The sequence below is a fragment of the Glycomyces sp. NRRL B-16210 genome, from assembly GCF_000719515.1.
Classification (GTDB): Bacteria; Actinomycetota; Actinomycetes; order Mycobacteriales; family Micromonosporaceae; genus Glycomyces.
Genome location: NZ_JOGR01000013.1, coordinates 162,907 through 180,662, shown reverse-complemented (window position 1 = coordinate 180,662; position 17,756 = coordinate 162,907). Strand labels below are relative to the sequence as shown.

At 69.9% G+C, this 17,756-nt stretch carries 12 protein-coding genes; 5 read left to right on the top strand and 7 right to left on the bottom strand.

Annotated elements, in window-relative coordinates; genetic code table 11:
- Positions 1 to 19: 19 nt before the first annotated feature.
- The 3 genes from IF12_RS0119355 to IF12_RS0119345 form a co-directional block, all read right to left on the bottom strand.
- The gene (locus IF12_RS0119355) at positions 20 to 223 is read right to left on the bottom strand and encodes a cold-shock protein (RefSeq protein WP_030161360.1); all 204 of its coding nucleotides are present in this window, start codon (positions 221 to 223) and stop codon (positions 20 to 22) included.
- A 287-nt stretch (positions 224 to 510) separates the two neighbouring features.
- Complete coding sequence (locus IF12_RS0119350) at positions 511 to 2,607, bottom strand: ABC transporter ATP-binding protein (RefSeq protein WP_081913761.1); 2,097 nt, start codon at positions 2,605 to 2,607, stop codon at positions 511 to 513.
- Positions 2,608 to 2,871: 264 nt separating this feature from the next.
- A complete protein-coding gene (locus tag IF12_RS0119345; RefSeq protein ID WP_051704624.1) occupies positions 2,872 to 3,138 on the bottom strand; it encodes a helix-turn-helix domain-containing protein in 267 nt (88 codons plus the stop codon).
- 104 nt (positions 3,139 to 3,242) lie between these two features.
- Between IF12_RS0119345 and IF12_RS0119340 the strand changes: the two genes are divergently transcribed.
- A complete protein-coding gene (locus IF12_RS0119340; protein WP_030161354.1) occupies positions 3,243 to 4,466 on the top strand; it encodes a hypothetical protein in 1,224 nt (407 codons plus the stop codon).
- Positions 4,467 to 5,136: 670 nt separating this feature from the next.
- Here IF12_RS0119340 and IF12_RS0119335 read toward each other — a convergent pair.
- A complete protein-coding gene (locus tag IF12_RS0119335) occupies positions 5,137 to 6,756 on the bottom strand; it encodes an ABC-F family ATP-binding cassette domain-containing protein (RefSeq protein WP_030161352.1) in 1,620 nt (539 codons plus the stop codon).
- A gap of 404 nt (positions 6,757 to 7,160) precedes the next feature.
- On the opposite strand from IF12_RS0119335, the gene IF12_RS23355 reads away from it, so the two are divergent.
- A complete protein-coding gene (locus tag IF12_RS23355; RefSeq protein WP_133884274.1) occupies positions 7,161 to 7,889 on the top strand; it encodes a M23 family metallopeptidase in 729 nt (242 codons plus the stop codon).
- Between the two features lie 225 nt (positions 7,890 to 8,114).
- Here the strand turns inward: IF12_RS23355 and IF12_RS0119325 are convergent, their stop codons facing one another.
- The 3 genes from IF12_RS0119325 to IF12_RS0119315 all read right to left on the bottom strand — a co-directional run bounded on the left by IF12_RS0119325 (position 8,115) and on the right by IF12_RS0119315 (position 13,643).
- A complete protein-coding gene (locus tag IF12_RS0119325) occupies positions 8,115 to 9,119 on the bottom strand; it encodes a LacI family DNA-binding transcriptional regulator (RefSeq protein ID WP_030161349.1) in 1,005 nt (334 codons plus the stop codon).
- Positions 9,119 to 11,980 carry a glycoside hydrolase family 3 protein gene (locus IF12_RS0119320; RefSeq protein ID WP_030161347.1) on the bottom strand — a complete coding sequence of 954 codons (2,862 nt, stop codon included), beginning with the start codon at positions 11,978 to 11,980 and terminating at the stop codon, positions 9,119 to 9,121. The genes IF12_RS0119325 and IF12_RS0119320 overlap by 1 nt, the downstream gene beginning before the upstream one ends.
- Before the next feature lie 412 nt (positions 11,981 to 12,392).
- Entirely contained in the window at positions 12,393 to 13,643 is a 1,251-nt protein-coding gene (locus tag IF12_RS0119315; RefSeq protein WP_197034804.1) for an ROK family transcriptional regulator, read from the bottom strand.
- 292 nt (positions 13,644 to 13,935) lie between these two features.
- Here IF12_RS0119315 and IF12_RS0119310 point away from each other — a divergent pair, with 292 nt between their 5' ends.
- From IF12_RS0119310 to IF12_RS0119300, 3 genes are all read left to right on the top strand, one after another.
- The gene (locus IF12_RS0119310; RefSeq protein WP_030161343.1) at positions 13,936 to 15,624 is read left to right on the top strand and encodes an extracellular solute-binding protein; all 1,689 of its coding nucleotides are present in this window, start codon (positions 13,936 to 13,938) and stop codon (positions 15,622 to 15,624) included.
- A gap of 89 nt (positions 15,625 to 15,713) precedes the next feature.
- Positions 15,714 to 16,694, top strand: a complete 981-nt coding sequence (locus IF12_RS0119305; protein WP_030161341.1) for a sugar ABC transporter permease — start codon at positions 15,714 to 15,716, stop codon at positions 16,692 to 16,694.
- A complete protein-coding gene (locus tag IF12_RS0119300) occupies positions 16,691 to 17,635 on the top strand; it encodes a carbohydrate ABC transporter permease (protein WP_051704622.1) in 945 nt (314 codons plus the stop codon). The genes IF12_RS0119305 and IF12_RS0119300 overlap by 4 nt, the downstream gene beginning before the upstream one ends.
- The last annotated feature ends 121 nt before the right edge of the window (positions 17,636 to 17,756 follow it).

Sequence of the window (17,756 nt, the reverse complement as noted above, 5' to 3'; positions counted from 1 at the left end):
GCTTCGGCTTACTAGTAGCTTAGAGAGCGCGCAGGTTAGCGGCCTGCGGACCCTTCTTGCCCTGTTCGACGTCGAACTCCACCCGCTGGTTCTCCTCCAGGGAGCGGTAGCCGTTCCCGGTGATCGCAGTGAAGTGGACGAAGATGTCCGGACCGTCGCCATCGGGGGCGATGAAGCCGAAGCCCTTGTCGGAGTTGAACCACTTAACGGTGCCTTGCGCCATTGCTGTATTTCCTTGCGATGTTGATGTTCAGACCCACCGCCCGCCCTTGACCGGGTCGATTCCCGATCGGGCGGCTCGGCGTCGCGGTCCGAGATGTGCCGCCATTGCTGGCGCTTGACCAATTCGGCGAAAACTGAACCGAACCGGCCTCTGGACATTACAGTACCCTCGCCTTTTTGAAACCCGCCAGAACGAGTTTTTCCTCAGATCAGGGGACTTGAGCTGCGATTATCGTCGTCAACCCGTCATTTTTGTGGTCTGTGTCACAGTGATTTCGAGGGTGGGTCTCACCGGGCTCCGGCTCCCACCTCGCCGGTCGCTTCCCCACGCGCCGTGGGGAACTCGTCGTCGAGAGCACCGAACGGCGCGTCGGGTCCGGTCTGCACCAAGGTGAGTTCGGCATCCGGCCCACAGGGCTCGGTGCCATTCCCACCGTTCGAGGCGCTTCGCTCTGCGCCGAACTCCTCGTCAGCGCCACTGCGTTCCGCACTGAGCATCTCGTTCACACCGCCACGTTCTGCGAACTGCGTCCGGTACAGCTCCGCGTAGAGGCCGCCGCGGGCGACGAGGTCGTCGTGGGTGCCGGACTCGGCGACCGCGCCGTCCTCCAGGACGATGATCCGGTCGGCGCGGCGGACCGTGGAGAGGCGGTGGGCGATCACCAGGGACGTGCGACCTTCGAGGGCCGTGTCGAGGGCGCGCTGCACGGCCGCCTCGGACTCGGAGTCCAGGTGGGCGGTGGCCTCGTCGAGGATCACGATCGGCGGCGCCTTCAGCAGCACCCGCGCGATCGCGAGCCGCTGCTTCTCGCCGCCGGAGAACCGGTAGCCGCGCTCCCCCACCACCGTGTCGAGCCCCGATTCGAGGCGGCGCACGGTGGTGCCGATCTGCGCCCGGTCGAGGGCCTCCCAGACTTCCTCGTCGGTCGCTCCGGGCCGGGCGTACACGAGGTTCTCGCGGACGGTGTCGTGGAACAGGTGCGCGTCCTGGGTGACCATGCCGATGTGCTCGGTCAGCGAGGCCGTGGACAGCTCGCGCACGTCGACACCGCCGACCTCCACCGCGCCGCCGGTCACGTCGTACAGGCGCGGCACCAGGCTCGCGGTGGTGGTCTTGCCGGCGCCCGAAGGGCCGACGAGCGCCACCAGCTCGCCCGGGGCGACCTCGAAGGAGACGTTCGTGAGGATCTGGCGCCCGCTGTCGGAGCGGTCGGGCCGGGCCAGGTCCTCCAGGCTCGCCAGGGAGACCTCGTCGGGGCCGGGGTAGCGGAAGTCCACGTCGCGGAAGACGACCGAGGCGGCACCCGAAGGCAGCTCCTTGGCCTCCTCGGCCTCGCGGATGAGCGGCTTGAGGTCGAGGACCTCGAAGACCCGCTGGAAGCTCACGAGGGCGCTCATGACGTCCACGCGGACGTTCGAGAGGGCCGTCAGCGGCCCGTACAGGCGCGTGAGCAGCAGCGCCAGGGTCACCACGGTGCCGGCGCTCAGCTGCCCGGAGAACACCAGGGCGCCGCCGAGCCCGTACGCGAGGGCCTGCGAGAGCCCGGCGACGAGGGTCAGCGCGACGATGAACGTCCGCGCGTACATCGCGGTCGTGATGCCGATCCCGCGCACGCGGTCGGCCTTGCCGGAGAACTCGTCGGACTCGGTCTCGGGGCGGCCGAAGAGCTTCACGAGCATCGCGCCGCCGACGTTGAACCGCTCGGCCATCTGCGTGTTCATGGCCGCGTTGAGGTCGAAGCTCTCCTTGGTGAGCGCCGCGAGGCGGCGGCCGACCCACTTGGCGGGGACGAGGAACACCGGGACGAGCACCAGCGACAGCAGGGTGATCTGCCAGGACTGGAAGAACATGACGGCGATGATGAGCGCGACGGCGATGCCATTGGAGACGAGCCCGGAGAGGGTGCTCGTGAACGCCCGCTGGGCGCCCATGACGTCGTTGTTCAGCCGCGAGACCAGGGCGCCGGTCTGCGAGCGGGTGAAGAACGCGACCGGCATCGACTGGATGTGGTCGAACACCGACCGGCGCAGGTCGTAGATGATGCCCTCGCCGAGTTTCGCGCCGTACCAGCGCATGGCGAGGTTCAGGGCGCCTTCGACGGCGGCCAGGCCGGCGATGATCGCCGCGATGGTGATCACCCCGCGCTGGGTGCCGTTCGCGCCGGTCAGCTCGTTGACGATGTCGCCGGCGAGCACCGGGGTGGCGACGCCGATGGCCGCGATGGCGGTCACCAGGGCGAGGAAGAATCCGATGTCGCGCCGGTAGGGCCGGGCGAAGCGGAGGATGCGGCGCTTGACGCCGCTGGAGAGGGTGACGCCTTTGAGGTCGTCCGCGCGCCGCATGGAGCGCATGGCGTCCCATCCGGCAGGTCCCATCGAAGACATAGGGCCTCCTGAGTAACGGGCCCAAGTGCATGCGAATGTGGGGTGGGGCTTGGGCGTGCATGGCGGCGCTCGCGGGCAGGGACCCGCGGTCCCGGCGGTTCGCGCGCGCCGTGGTCGACGAAGCGGTCTGGCGGCCGCGGCGGGCGGTGGATCACCGCCGCGTGCGGCCGACGGTCATGGCGAAGCCTGCGGGCGCCATGACGCACGGCAACGATACGTCGCCTTCGGATTGCTCCAGACCTGTCAACGCCCTGCCGGGCCCGTTTATTTCCGGGCGCTCCGGCGGGCCCCTCCACGGGTGCGGAAGTCGACGCCCGCCTCGGCGAGGAGGCGGTGCACGAAGCCGTACGAGCGGCCTATCGTGGAGGCGATGACGCGGATGCTCTGCCCTTGCCGGTATGCGGCCGTCACGCGTTCGGTGAGCTCGCGGCGTTCGTCTCCGCGGACCTGCCGGTTCGGATCTTTTCTCGGGGCATCGGAGTCGGCGTCGGCGTGCGCGGCACCGCTTCGATGTGGAACCTCGGGAGTCATGTGTCCTTTCCTACGCACGGAGGGTGATGAGGGGACGTTGTGAAGTTTGCCGGACTTTTCTCGCCCGGCGGTCGGTTGTGTCGGATACCCGATAGTTTCGTAACGTGACCGCACCGCAGACCTCCTTCACCGACCGGGTCGACGCCCTCGCGCCGACCCGGCGCCACGGTCGGCTGCGCGACATCGCGATCTGGTTGACGCTGCTGTTCGCGACCTTGACGCTGGCGTCGGTCGCGGTCTCCACTTCGGAGGTGATCGGGCCGGCCACGCTCCCGTGGTGGCCCGCCCAGAACCTGTCGCTGCACGTCACGGCCGGCATGGTGGTCGCGCCGCTGACAGCCGCGGCGGTGCTCGCGGCGGCCTCGCGGCCGGCGGCGGCCCGCATGTCGTGGAACGCGCTGTTGATCGTGTCCTATCTGGCCTCGATCACGTGGTCGGCGGCGCTGCACACGAACGTGGAGCCGACGACCATGTCGACGGCGACCGACGGGGCGCGGCGGGCGATCGCCTTCCTGGTGTCCTACAGCGGATCCGAGGCGGGCCTGGCGATCATCGTGATCGCGCTGTCGTGCCTGTCGGTGCCGTTGACGCTGGTCGCGGTGAAGTCCGTGTGCGGCCCGGTCGCGGCGCGGGCGCTCGCGCCGGTGCTGATCCTGGGGCCGTGGGCGGCGTGGGCGACGCTGGGGATCGACGGGATCGCGGCGGCGGCCTGCGCGGCCGTGCTCGCATGCGGCGCGGTCGTCTCCGAGCGGCGGGTGCGCGGCGCGGACGCGTTCTGGGGCGCGGCCGCGGCGGGCGGGCTGCTGGGGATCGCGGCGCTGCTGTCGTACGGGGCGGCGTGGTTCGCGGTGTCGCTGCTGTGCCTGTACTTCGCACGGCGGCGGCCGGCGCAGATCCTGGTGTCGGCGGGGGCGGCGCTGGCGGTGCTGGCGCTGGCGGCGACGGCCGGGACGTCGTGGCCGTACGGCTTGATCGACACGTACAACGCGGCGTTGGGCGAGATCGCCGCGCATCCGGGGCAGTTGTGGTGGCTGGCGCTGATGCCGGCGCTGGTGTGCGTCGCGTGCGGGCCGGCGATCGTGGAGAGCCTGCGGCGGTTCGGGTCGAGTTCGGCGTGGCCGCTGATGATCGGGCCGATGCTGGCGCTGATGATCGCGCCGCTGAGCGGTTCGAACCCGGAGCGGCCGGAGTACGGGTGGGTGGCGTTGTGCCCGTGGCTGATCGTGGCGGCGGCCGCGGGAAGTAGTAGGAAGCGGTCGGTGCGAGTGCCGCTGGCGGCGGCGGGCGCGGGTGCGTGCGCGGCGATCGTGCTGATGTACTCAGGCTGACCGGTCACGGGCCGGGCAGTTCGGACTGGGCAGTTTCGAGCTGACCCGCTCGCGCTGAACGACCTTGGGCTGTACGGTCTCAAGCTGAGCGGTGACTGAGCCACATCACGCTGAAGAACCTCGGACCGGGCAGTTTCGGACTGCGGCGCATCGCACTGAACGACCTCGGGACCATGCGCCGCCGACGACAAAGTCCCGCAACGTATTTACCATCCCTAACCCCCACCCTCCCTGGGGAAAGGTAGGGCCAGCGTCTCTCGCGGGTGTGACAAAAACCGGTGCCCGCGGCCGCGATGTCACTCAGATGTGGGACCGGGCGCGAGGCGCGATCGCCTTCGAGTCGATCCGAGAGCGGGCGCGAGTCACGGTCGCCTCGGAGTCGACCCGGGAGCGTGAGCGGACGCGCCACTTGCCGCCGCCCTTGCCGGTGCGGAAGAAAGTCGACCCGGGGGCGTGAGCGAACGCGAGGCGCGGTCGTGGGCGCGGAGCCCGGTCACGGATGCAGTCGGCTGCCCGGTCGCTTCCGCGCTCGTAGTGGAGCGCCGCTAGGCGGCGGGCGGCGGGCGGCGGGCGGCGGGCGGCGGGCGGCGGGCGGCGGGCGGCGGGCTATCAAGGCATAACGGCGCCGGTCGGTCGAGGTCGACCGGACCCATGGCGTTGTCGGCGCCGATCAGGCGAGTTCGACCAGTTCCATCAGGTCGTCCGACCACAGGTCCTCGTCGCCGTCCGGCAGCAGGATCGCCCGTTCGGGCCTCAGCGCCTCGACCGCTCCCGGGTCGTGCGTGACCATCACGATCGCGCCGCTGAAACCGTCCACCGCGTCGAGCACCTGCTGGCGGCTGGCCGGGTCGAGGTTGTTCGTCGGCTCGTCCAGCAGCAGCACGTTCGCACCCGAGCACACCAGGCTCGCCAGCGCCAGCCGCGTCTTCTCCCCGCCCGACAGCACGTGCACGGGCTTGTGCACGTCGTCGCCCGGGAACAGGAACGCGCCGAGGATCTTGCGCAGCTCCGAGTCCGGCAGGTCCGCGCCCGAGTCCGAAGCGGCCGACTGCATCTGCTCCAGCACGGTCCCGGTGTGGTCGAGCGTGTCGTGCTCCTGCGCGAAGTAGCCGATGCGCAGGCCGTGTCCGGGCACGACCTCGCCGGTGTCGGGTTCGAGCGTGCCGGCGAGCATCCGCAGCAGCGTGGTCTTGCCGGCGCCGTTGAGGCCGAGGATGACCACGCGGGAGCCGCGGTCGATGGCGAGGTCGACGCCGGTGAAGATCTCCAGGGACCCGTACGACTTCGACAGGCCCGCGGCGGTGAGCGGGACCTTGCCGCAGGAGGCGGGCTGCGGGAGGCGCACGTCGGCGACCTTGTCCTGCAACAGGTCCTCTTCGAGGTCGTCGATCATGGCCTCGGCGCGGCGGAGCATTCCCTTGGCGGCCTTGGCCTTCGTGGCCTTCGCGCCGAGTTTCGCGGCCTGCCTGGTGAGGCTGGCGGCCTTCTTCTCGGCGTTGGCCCGCTCGCGGCGGCGCCGTTCGGCGTCCTCGGCCCGCTGGCGCTGGTAGGCCTTCCAGCCGAGGTTGTACGCGTCGATGACCGAGCGGGTGGGGTCGAGGAACCACACCTTGTTGACCACTTCGTCGAGCAGGTCGACGTCGTGGGTGATGAGGACGAGGCCGCCCTTGTGGCCGGCGAGGAAGCCGCGGAGCCAGTTGACGGAGTCGGCGTCGAGGTGGTTGGTGGGCTCGTCGAGCAGGAGGATGCCGTCGCCGTCGTCGGCGAAGAGGATGCGGGCGAGTTCGACGCGACGGCGCTGGCCGCCGGAGAGGGTCGCGAGCGGCTGGGCGAGGATGCGGTCTTCGAGGCCGAGGTTGGAGCAGATGCGGGCGGCCTCGGATTCGGCGGCGTAGCCGCCTCGGGCGGAGAACTGCTCTTCGAGGCGGGAGTAGCGGCGCACGAGCTTGTCGCGGCGGTCGTCGTCGGCGACCTCGGCGAGTTCGGCCTCGGTCTTGGCGAGGTCGGCCAGGAGCTGGTCGAGGCCGCGGGCGGAGAGGACGCGGTTGGAGGCGGTCTGCGTGAGGTCGGCGAAGCGGGGGTCCTGCGGGAGGTAGCCGAAGGGGCCGTTGTTCTCGATCCTGCCGGTGTAGGGCTGGGCGAGCCCCGCGAGGACGTTCATGGTGGTGGTCTTGCCGGCGCCGTTGCGTCCGACCAGTCCGATCCTGTCGCCGGGTTGGATCCGCAGATCGGCCCCGGACAGGAGGATGCGCGAACCGGCGCGCAGCTCGAGACCGGTGGCGGTGATCATGGCACTCCTTCAGGCGAGGTGATCGGCCAGAGTCGTTTTCGCGGTGGCCGCAGACTTTCCAAGGATAGGCGGCGTCGTGGGTCACGGTCATACCGATATAAGCGAGGGCACGATTCGCGAACGCGCGGCTGTAGCGGCGGTCACCAACGTGGACACCTTTCGCAAGCGTGTGTTCACTGTGGGTGAGATGCCTCCTCCGAACGGGGGAGGTTCGGCCGCCTCCGGGTGCCGACCTCGGCCGCGAGGGGACCAGTTTGGACGTTGTATCGCCTGGTCACGGGCCGATTGTCGGGTTCGGGTCGGGTAGGTTTCCCGACGCTATGGGCAAACATGACGAGACCTGCGAATCCGCAGAACGCGAAATGACCAGCCGACGACTCCGGGCGATCCTCCGCCGTCGCCGAATGCGTCGCGAACGTCACACCTGGCGGTTCGTGAGCGGCGGCCTCGTGGCGGCGATCCTCACCGGATGGATCGTCTCGGCCCTGTCGGGCCAGGCCGCGGCGCAGGCCGCCGACGCCGAGAACCGCGCCGAGGTGACCTTGGTGCAGGCCGACTGGAAGGTCGACGAGGTGATCGACGCGATGGCCGTCGAGGCCGCCTCCCGCGAGCAGTCCGCGGCCGAGACCGGTGAGCGCGAGGCCGCCGAGGAGAACGAGCTCGCACGGGAGGCCGCGGAAGCGGAGGCCCGGGCGCTCGCCGAGGCCGAAGCCGCGGCCGAGGCGGAAGCGGAGGCCGCCGCGAACCCCGAGTGGATCTCCCCCTCGGACGCGCGCATCACCTCCTACTACGGCCAGCGCAACGGCAGGCTCCACGGCGGCACCGACTTCGGGAACAACTTCGGCGACGACCTGTGGGCGATCGGCGACGGCACCGTGACGTACGCGGCCTTCGAGAGCGGCTACGGCAACGTGGTCTTCATCGACCACGGCGACGGCGTCGAGACCCGCTACGCGCACGCCTCGGAGCTCCTGGTGGGCGTGGGCGACGAAGTGTCGCAGGGCGACACGATCGCGATCACCGGTTCGACCGGGAACTCCACCGGGCCGCACCTGCACTTCGAGGTGCTGCTGAACGGCGAGAAGGTCGATTCGCTGGCTTGGCTCCAGGAGCAGGGCATCGACGTCGGCTGACCGCGCATTGACCGCATTCCCTCCGCAAGGAGGACGGCGGCCCCGGAACTCCGCCAGTTCCGGGGCCGCCGTTTCGCCGTCCTGTTGTTCGTCCGCGAATGCGAGGGTGGTCTCTTGGCGCAGTGGGAGGTCCGCCGGTGCGTCGGCGGCCTCTCGCCACTGGTGGAAGTCCGCGGATGCGTCGGTAACTCATCGCACCGTGAGACCTCCGCAGCCGTCACGGCGTCACCGCATGGTGAGCTGCGGTTCTACCAGGGTCGCGTCCGGGACGTCCAGTCCGTCGAGCTTGCGCATGAGGTGGCGCACCGCGATCTCGGCCAGGGTCTCGGCCGGGACCAGGACCGACGGCAGTTGCGGGTGGACCCGCTCGGCCACCTCGTCCGGGCCGATGACGACCACGTGGAAGTCCTCCCCCACGCTCTTGCCCGCATCCGCCAGCGCGTGCACCACGTGCGGCACCGACGGCTCGTTGTGGACGGCCAGCCCGGTGAGCCCGGGCCTGGCGTGCAGCAGCTCTTTGACCGTGCGCTGCACCGCGGCCGGTTCGTCGGCGCAGGGCAGTGCGGCGGCCGCGACGCCGGGACGGTCGGCGGTGCGGTTGAGGAATCCGCTCCTGACCCGCTCGGCGAAGCCGGTGCGGCGTTCGTAGACGGCCTCGGAGGCGCCCAGGAGCGCCACGTCGGTGCAGCCGCGCTCGACGAGGTAGTCGGCGCAGACGCGTCCTGCGGCGGTGAAGTCGAGGTCGACGCACGTCAGGCCTTCGGCGTCCGCGGGGAATCCGATCAGGACGCTCGGGAGTCCCAGGCGGCGCAGGGTCTCGACCCGCGGGTCGCGGACTTCCACGTCCATGAGGATCAGGCCGTCCACGATCGCCGAGGCGGCGACCCGCGCGAGCCCGGCGGGTCCCTCGTCGGCGGTCATGAGCAGCACGTCCTGGTCCTGTCGGCGGGCCTCGGTGACCGCTCCCGACGCGAACTGCATGAGTACCGGCAGGTGCATGCCGTCGCGCAGCGGGAGCATCATCGCGATGACCCCGGCCCGCCGCGAGGCGAGCGAGCGGGCCCCGGCGTGCGGGTGGTAGCCGAGTTCGGCGACCGCCTCCATCACGCGCCGGGCCGTGTCCGGGGAGATCGACCGCTTGCCGCTGAGCACGTACGAGACGGTGCTGGCGGCGACGCCGGCCCTGGCGGCCACGTCGGCGATGGTGACGCCGCGGCCGGGCGCGGCCACTAGGGCCTCCCGCCGAAGGTCAGGGTCGCGAGCCTGATGGGCCCGGACTCGAAGGACACGTACAGGTCCTTGACCCCGCGGACTTCGCCGAGTTCCACCGTGACGTCGACGTATTCGTAGGCGCCGCCGGTCGCGGGCGTGTCGATCTTGGCGAGCACGTCCCCGTCGAGCGGGTCGTCCACTCGCAGCGCGAGCTGCGCGGCCTGTCCGGCGACGCGGGCGGTGACGGTGGCGTAGCCGGCGGAGGCGTCGTCGCGGGGTCCGAAGTCGCAGTCGCCCAGCATGATCCAGCCTCCCGCCTCTTCGGCGGCGATCACGTCGCCGGTGGTGCGGCTCTCGTCGGCCCACGTGACGCCGGCGTAGGCGTCGTTGGCGGTGGCGGCGAGCGGCCGGGTGAGGTCGCGCGGTCCGACGGTCTCGCCGTCGATGCGGACGGCGGTGGACAGGACGATGTCGGCGGCCGAGCGCCCGACCATGAGGCGCTGGCGGCTCTTCTCGACGATCATGCGGCCGGTGACGTTGTCCCAGTGGGCGAGCGCGTCGACCGGGACGGTGAAGGCGACGGTGCGGGTCTCGCCGGCCTTGAGGCGGACCTTCTCGAAGCCGCGCAGTTGCCGCAGCGGCTGCTTGACGCGCGAGCCGCACTGGTGCGAGTACAGCTGCACGACTTCGACGCCGTCGCGGCCGGAGGTGTTGGTGACCTCGACGGTGACGCGGAGGTCGTCGCCGGGGCGGGCCTGGTCGCGGTCGGCGGCGAGGTTCGCGTAGGCGAACTCGGCGTAGGACAGGCCGTGGCCGAACGGGTAGAGCGGCTGGCCGAGGTAGTACTGGTAGGTCGCGTCGGAGGCGACGATGTCGTAGTCGAGCATCGCGGGCAGTTCGGCGGCGTCGGTGTACCAGGTCTGCGGCAGGCGGCCTTCGGGGTCGCGTTCGCCGTAGAGCACCGCGGCGAGGGCGTTGCCCCATTCCTGGCCGCCGTGGCCGGACCACACGACCGCGGGGGTGTGCTTCGCGGCCCAGTTCGCGGCGTAGGGGTAGCTCGACGACATGACCAGAATGGTATTCGGGTTCGCGTCGAGGACGGTGCCCAGGAGCCACGCCTGGGCCGAGGGCAGGTTCAGGTCGGTGCGGTCCTCGGTCTCGCGGCCGTTGACGAGCGGGTGGTCGCCGAGCACGACGACGGCCACGTCCGCCTCGCGGGCGAGCTCGGCGGCGGCCTCGCGGCCCTTGACGACGAACTCGAAGTCGAACTCGGCGGCCTCGGCGAGCTTGTCGCTCAGCGTGATCCGTCCGTCCTCGATGGCGAACCACTGGCCGGACTCGGCGCCTTCGGCCTTGTGGATCTGCTGGATCGCGCACTTGCCGCCTTCGACCTCGACGATCTTGAAGGTCTCGTGCACGTCGAACTCGTGGGGGCCGACCGAGTCGGCGCCGACGGTGCCGTCCAGGCGCCCGTCGACGTACTGGCCGGTGCCGACGCTGCGGAGGGTGTAGGACCAGCCGCCCCAGTCGAAGAGGTCGAACTGGGCGGGCGCGGCGGTGGTGTCGGTGATCTCCAGGGCCTTGCCGTCCTCGACGGCGGTGATGTAGCCGGTCCTGTGGCGCAGGCGGATGCGGTCGACGCCTTCGCAATGGGTGACTTCGGCGCGTTCGGCGAGGGCGCCGCGGGCGGTGACGGCGTACGGGAGGGTCCCGGAGTACCAGTCCTGCATCTGGACGTCGGCGAGCGGTCCGATCACGGCGATCTTCTTGGGGCCGTCGTCTTCGGGGGCGGCGAGCGGCAGGATGCCGTCGTTTTTCAGGAGGGTGATCGACTGGGCGGCGGCCTCGCGGGCGAGGGCGCGGTGCTCGGGCGAGTCGACGACCTCGCGGCCGATGTGGGCGTAGGCGTCCTCGGGGTCGAATTCGCCGAGGCCGAAGCGGACGAAGAGGTTGCGGCGCACGGCGGTGTCGATGTCGCCTTCGTCGAGCAGGCCGCGTTCCATGGCGGTGACGAGGTGCGCGAGGACTTCGCCGGGGCGGTCGTCGTCCTGGGTGAAGGAGTCCAGGCCGGCCTTGACGGCCGCGGCGTAGGCGGTCGGGAGGTCTTCGAAGTAGCCCTGGAGTCCGGCGAGGTTGTTGGGGGCGTAGGCGTCGGAGACGATGAAGACCTCGTCGTCGGTCCAGGTGCGCAGTTCGTCGTTGACGAGGGGGGTGACGTGCGCGGGGCGGCCGTTGACGAGGTTGTAGGAGAGCATGACCGCGACCGCGTCGCCGCTCGCCAGTGCCGGGCGGTGGGCGGCGAACTCGTATTCGCGGAGCACTCGGGGCGGCATGTTGGAGGAGGTGGCGCAGCGGTCGGCCTCGTTGCCGTACGCGAGGAAGTGCTTGACGGTGGGGGCGGTCTTCCAGGTGGTGCCGTCGTCGCCTTTGAGGCCGCGGGCGTAGGCGGCGCCGAGGAGGCCGGTCATCCACGCGTCCTCGGAGTAGCCCTCTTCGTTGCGGCCCCAGCGGGGGTCGCGCAGGGGGTTGACGGTGGGGGCCCAGACGTTGCGTCCGACCTTGACGGGGTCTTCGCGGTTGAAGGCGAGGACCTCGTCGGCGACGGCCGCGCCGACCTGTTCGACGAGTTCGGGGTTCCAGGTGGCGCCGAGGGCGACGACCTGGGGGAAGACGGTGGCCTCGCCGAGCCAGGCGAGGCCGTGGAGGGCTTCGGTGCCGGTCTTGAACGGGCCCATGCCGAGCCGTTCGACGGGTCGGTGGTACTGGTGCAGCAGGCCGATCTTCTCGTCCAGGGTGAGCCTGGAGAGCAGGTCGGCGATGCGCTGGTCGCGGGGGAGGCCGGGGTCCCTGAACGCGGGACGCGGGTCGAGATCGCTCATGGCGGACTTCCTTGCTGGGACGTCACTGTCTTGGCAGATGGAGCTGACTTGGCAGATGGGACTGACGCGTCGTGGCGTCTCGTCGGGGCGGGCCCCGGTGAGACGCCCGTCGAAGCGCTTCGATGACGAAGGCGTTACCGCCGGTGACGCTATTCGAAGCGCTTCGATTGAGGAATGCAAGATTTCTACACCGCGGAGCCGACCGCCGTCAAGGCGGCCCGGCGGCGCCGAGCGCCCCAATGACGGGTTTCAACTGTTTCGTTACGGCTTTGAGCTGCGAAAACGTGGGTGGTAACAATCTTGAAACAGGCACGCGGGAGCCGCGGCGCGGGCCGTGTCGGCAGTGGGTTCGTCGGGGTCGAGGCGGGCGGTGCGGGGATCGGGGATGCGGGGTCTGAGATGTGGGGTCAGTTCAGCTGCCGATGGGGGTCGGCATCCTTCCGGCGTCGATGTCGTTGAGGATGCCGGTGGCCGCGCCGAGGGCGGGGGCCTCGTGGCCGAGGGCGGAGACGACGATCTCGGCCCCGCCGGCGCCCGAGGCGTGCGTGCGGTCGGCCAGCTCCGCCTCGGCCGCGGGGCCGATCCAGGTGCTCAGGGCCTGGTAGTGGCCGCCGAGGACGACCGCTTCGGGGTTGAGCAGGTCCACCGCCAGCGCGATCCCGGCGCCGAGCGAGCGGCCGATGCGCTCCAGGGCCTCGATGACGCGGTCCTCGCCGGCGCGGGCGCGGGTGACGATGTCCTCGACCTCGGCCTCGACCTCGGTCCCGGCGATGTGGTCCGATTCGGAGAGTTCGTTGAGGACCGCTCGGATGCCGGCGAAGTCCTCGACGCGGCCGATGCGCCCGTCGACCTCGATGAGGAGGTTCCCGATCTCGCCGGCGAACCCGGTGGCGCCGCGGCGCAGCTCGCCGTCGACGATGAGCCCGGCGCCGAGTCCGATCTCGCCGGTCAGGTAGATCATGTTGGACACCCCGGCCCAGGACCCGAAGCGCTGCTCGGCGACCGCGCCGAGGTTCGCGTCGTTGTCGGCGGTGACGGCGTACTTGGGGTCCCTCATGGCCTGTCGCAGGCGGCCGGTGAGGTCGAAGCGGGACCAGCCGAGCATCGGGGCGCGCTGGACGACGCCGTCGTTGTCGATCATGCCGGGGACGGCCACGGCGAGGCCGAGGATCTGGCGGCCCTCGGCGTCCATCTTGTCGACGGCCCTCTTGGCGAGTCCGGCGAGAGCCGAGACGGACTTGCCGGGGGTGGAGTTCTCGCCGTCGTGGGCGCGGCGCCACGACAGGAGGCGGTTGCCGGCGAGGTCGACGGCGACGAGGGTCATGTAGTCGACGTTGACCTCGACGCCGAGCGAGGCGTAGTAGCCGGTGTCGACGCTGAGGAGCACGGCGGGGCGGCCGATGTTGCCGATGACCGAGCCGGACTCGCGCAGGACGCGGCGGTCGATGAGCTCGGCGACCAGCGAGGAGACGGTGGCCTTGTTGAGCCCGGTCTTCGCGGCGAGGTCGGCGCGCGAGCACCGTCCCTCGGCGCGGACCTGGCGGAGCACGAAGCCGAGGTTGTTGGCCCGTACGTCGGTGAAGTCGGCCCGCTTGGCCCTTCCGGGTTCGTCCTCGGGGACGCCGCCGGGTCCGGCCGACTTCGCCGCTATCCGCATCGCCATGTTGTCCTCCAGTGTCGCTCGTGGTCCGCCCCCGGCGATGCCTGCGAGCCGTATTCGTCATTGTCATGTATGACCGCTCGCGAACTTCGACCAGTCCCTGGTGGTGGCGCATATGAGCGCCGCCACAGGTGCCGTTCCCGAATCGTGATCAATCCGCGGCCGTTTCGCCTGACCCCCGGCTTGTGCGGGCTGTCACCGTGCGCTACTTTAGTTTATCGAATAGCCGAACTAATTACCGGCTACACCCCCCGCGAACAAACCCTCACATTGGTACGACCGAAAGGACAGCAACGTGGCTACTCCCTCCGACAGGTCGCCGCTCCGGCGCCGCTCCCTGTTCAAGGTCGCCGGTCTCGGCGCCGCCGGGGCCGCGGGACTGCCCATCGTCGCCGCGTGCGGCGACATCGAGTCGGGGAGCGGATCGTCGCAGGTCCAGACCGGGTTCGACTTCCTTCCCGAGTACAAGGAATGGCCGCTCCCGTTCGAGCCCGACCTGGTCGGCGAGCCGCCGAACCACCCCTCCGCGTTCACCAGCTTCCCCGAGCCGGTCCAGGCCATCGCCGACGTGCCCTCCGGCACCGGCACCTACGAGGTCACCATCCCCATGTGGGGCGAGGCGCCCTCCAAGGACGACGACTACTACAAGGCCGTCCAGGAGGCCTGGGGCGGCACGGTGGTCAACATCCGCCACGCCGACGGCAACACCTACGCCGAGACCTCGCAGCAGTGGCTCCAGGCCAACGAGTTCGGCGACGGCATCCAGCTGTTCAGCTGGATGCTCTACGCCCACCCCGACTTCCGCGAGACGGTCGTCAACTCCTTCTACGACCTCACCGACCTCCTCAAGGGCGACATCTCCGAGCGCTGGCCGCTGCTGGCCGGCCTCGGCGACACCGTCTGGGGCAAGGCCGTCTGGTCGACCGACCCCGACGACCCCGAGTCCGCCCGCATCTTCGGCATCCCCGGGTCCATGATGGGCGGCGTCCAGAACGCCATGTTCTACCGCACCGACCTGCTCGACGACCTCGGCATGGGCGTGCCGACCACCGTCGAGGAGCTGCTGGAGGTGGCCCGCGCCTTCTCCGACGACGCCGCCGGCCAGTGGGCCTTCCTCGGCACCGACTGGCTCACCCCGGCGTGGTTCGGCCTCGCCTCGGGCGACGGCTGGGCGTACATCGACGGCAAGCTCGTCCACAACTCCGAGCGCCCCGAGTACACCGAGTGGCTCGAGTTCCGCCGCACCCTCCACGACGAGAAGCTCCAGCACCCGGACATCGCCAGCGGCACCCTGGACACCAAGCAGCTGTTCAAGGCCGGGACGAGCCTCTTCCAGCAGGACGGCATCACCTTCTGGAGCGAGTACACCGACTGGGTCAACAGCGGCGAGGCCCCCGGCGGGATCGGCGCCCTCGGCGCCCTCTCGGCGAACGGTCGCACCCCGCTCGTCCACTCCAAGCCCGACGTCGAAGGCTGGGTCTTCCTCAACAAGGACCTCTCCCAGGAGCAGGTCGAGGAACTCCTCGACGTCGCGAACTGGTGCTCGTCCCCGTACGGCACCAAGGAATGGGAGCTGCTGGAGTACGGCGTCGAGGGCACGCACTTCGACTACGGCGACGACGGCATCCCGGTCTTCACCGACCTGGGCGTCAGCGTCGTCCAGGCCCCGGTCAACTACAAGACCTTCTCCGGCGAGGTCCAGACCTTCCTGACCGGCCCGGTCGACATGGTCCAGGCCCGCTTCGAGTACAACGCCGCGATCAAGGACCTCATCGAGGTCGACATCTTCGACGGCGTCCGCATCGAGGCGCCCTCGGCGTTCGTCTCCGCCGCCGAGGCGCTGAAGGACCAGGAGGACGACGTCGCGTTCGGCCGCGCCGAGGTCGCCGACATCCCCTCCATCGTCGAGACGTTCCTCAGCAACGGCGGCGAGGCCGGCCGCGAGCACTTCACGGCCGTCTACGAGCAGCTCCACGGCGAATGAGCCGCGGCCGGGCGGCCCGCCACGCGGGCCGCCCGGCCTCTCGCGTCCCAATCCTCTGACTGCGAACCGGACCGGAAACCGAAAACACGATGGCAGCACTCCAGACACCAGCTCCAGAGGCCGCGCAGGCCTCGGAGCGCCCCCGCATCGACCGCCGGCGAACCCTGGCGCAGCGGCTCCGCCACGACTGGCCCCTGCTCCTGCTCACCCTCCCGGCGATGGTGCAGCTCGCGGTGTTCTTCTACTGGCCCAGCGCCTGGAACATCATCGCGTTCATGGACTACAGCCCGCACCGGGCGTTCTGGGAGAACCCGATCGTGGGCTTCGCCTGGTTCGAGCGGCTGTTCGCCAACCCGTACTTCCTGCCGGCCCTCGGGAACACGCTGAAGTTCTCGCTGGCGCAGCTGGCGTTCGTCTTCCCGCTGTCGATCATCCTGGCGCTGGTCATGCACAGCGTCGTCTCCACCAAGATCCGCAGCGTGTTCCAGTCGGTGGTCTACCTGCCGTACTTCTTCTCCTGGGTCCTGGTCGTCACCGTCTTCGTCCAGATGCTCGGCTCCGACGGCCTGGTCTCCAACCTGATGCTGCAATCGGGCGGCGAGCGCCTGACGTTCATGACCGACAGCGGCTCCTTCGTGTTCCTGGCCTGGATGCAGTGGGTCTGGAAGGACGCCGGCTGGGGCATGATCATCTTCCTGGCCGCCCTCGCCTCGATCAACCCGAGCCTGTACGAGGCCGCGGCCGTCGACGGGGCGAACCGCTGGAAGCGCATGTGGCACATCACCCTCCCGGGCATCCGGCCGGTCATCGTGCTCCTGCTCATCCTCCAGCTCGGCGGCATCCTCACCGTCGGCTTCGAGCAGTACCAGTTGCAGCGCCAGTCCGTGGGCTTCCAGACCACCGAGGTGCTCGACACCTTCGTGTACTACCGCAGCATCATCGGGCCCGAATCCGAATCCTTCGGCACCGCGGCCGGCCTGTTCAAGGGCGTGATCGGACTGTTCCTGATCCTCGTCGCGAACAGCGTCGCCCACCGCCTCGGAGAGCAAGGGATCTACCAGAAGTCATGACCACCACCGACATCCGGATCCGACCGCGCCGCAGCCGCAACAGGCGCCCGGTCTGGGACGAAGAGCCCTCGGCCTTCGGGAAGCTCGTCAAGGCGGCGTTCCTGGTCTGCTACGCGGCCGCGATCGTCATCCCCGTCTGGGCGGTCGTCGCGACCAGCTTCGCGAGCGAGGAGGCGCTCTCGCGCTCCCGAGGCAACCTGCTGCTCATCCCGACCGACCTGAGCGTGCAGGCCTACCAGGAGATCTTCAACGGCGGCGCGCTCACCGACTCGCTGCTGCTGACCATGGCCCTGACCGCCGGCGGCACCGCGATCAGCATGGTCATCACCATCGGCGCGGCCTACGGGCTCTCGCGGCCCGGGACGCTGCTGCACCGGCCGCTGCTGGTCCTCATCCTCTTCACGTTCCTGTTCGCCCCGGGCATGTACCCGAGCTTCCTGGTCGTGCAGTCGCTGGGCCTGTTCAACAGCTACTGGTCGCTGATCCTGCCGATGGCGTTCAACGCCTTCAACCTGATCGTGCTCCGCTCGTTCTTCATGAACAGCGTCCCGGCCGAGCTCATCGACGCCGCGAAGATGGACGGCGCCGGGGAGTTCCGGACCCTGTTCAAGATCGTCCTGCCGATGTCGAAGGCGATCCTCGCGGTCATCGCGCTGTTCTACGCGGTCATGTACTGGAACATCTACTTCCAGGCCGTGCTGTACATCCCGAGCCTCGACACCCAGCCGATCCAGGTGGTGCTCCAGCGGATGCTCATGTCCACCCAGGGCCTGCCCGGCGCCGCCTCGCAGGCGGCCCAGTACCAGTCCGCCGCCGCGGCGCCGACCGCCGCGCTCAAGATGGCCGTGGTCGTGTGCACGATCCTCCCGATCGTCATCATGTACCCGTTCATCCAGAAGCACTTCACCAAGGCCGTCATCACCGGCGCCATCAAGGGCTGACCGCGAGCGAAACCGCTGGTCGAAAGGGCCGCCTCCACTTGTGGAGGCGGCCCTTTCACGTGCCTTGCGGCGGGTGAAAGCGCGGTGCAAGGCACGTGCAAGGCGCGGGCCGCACGCTGGC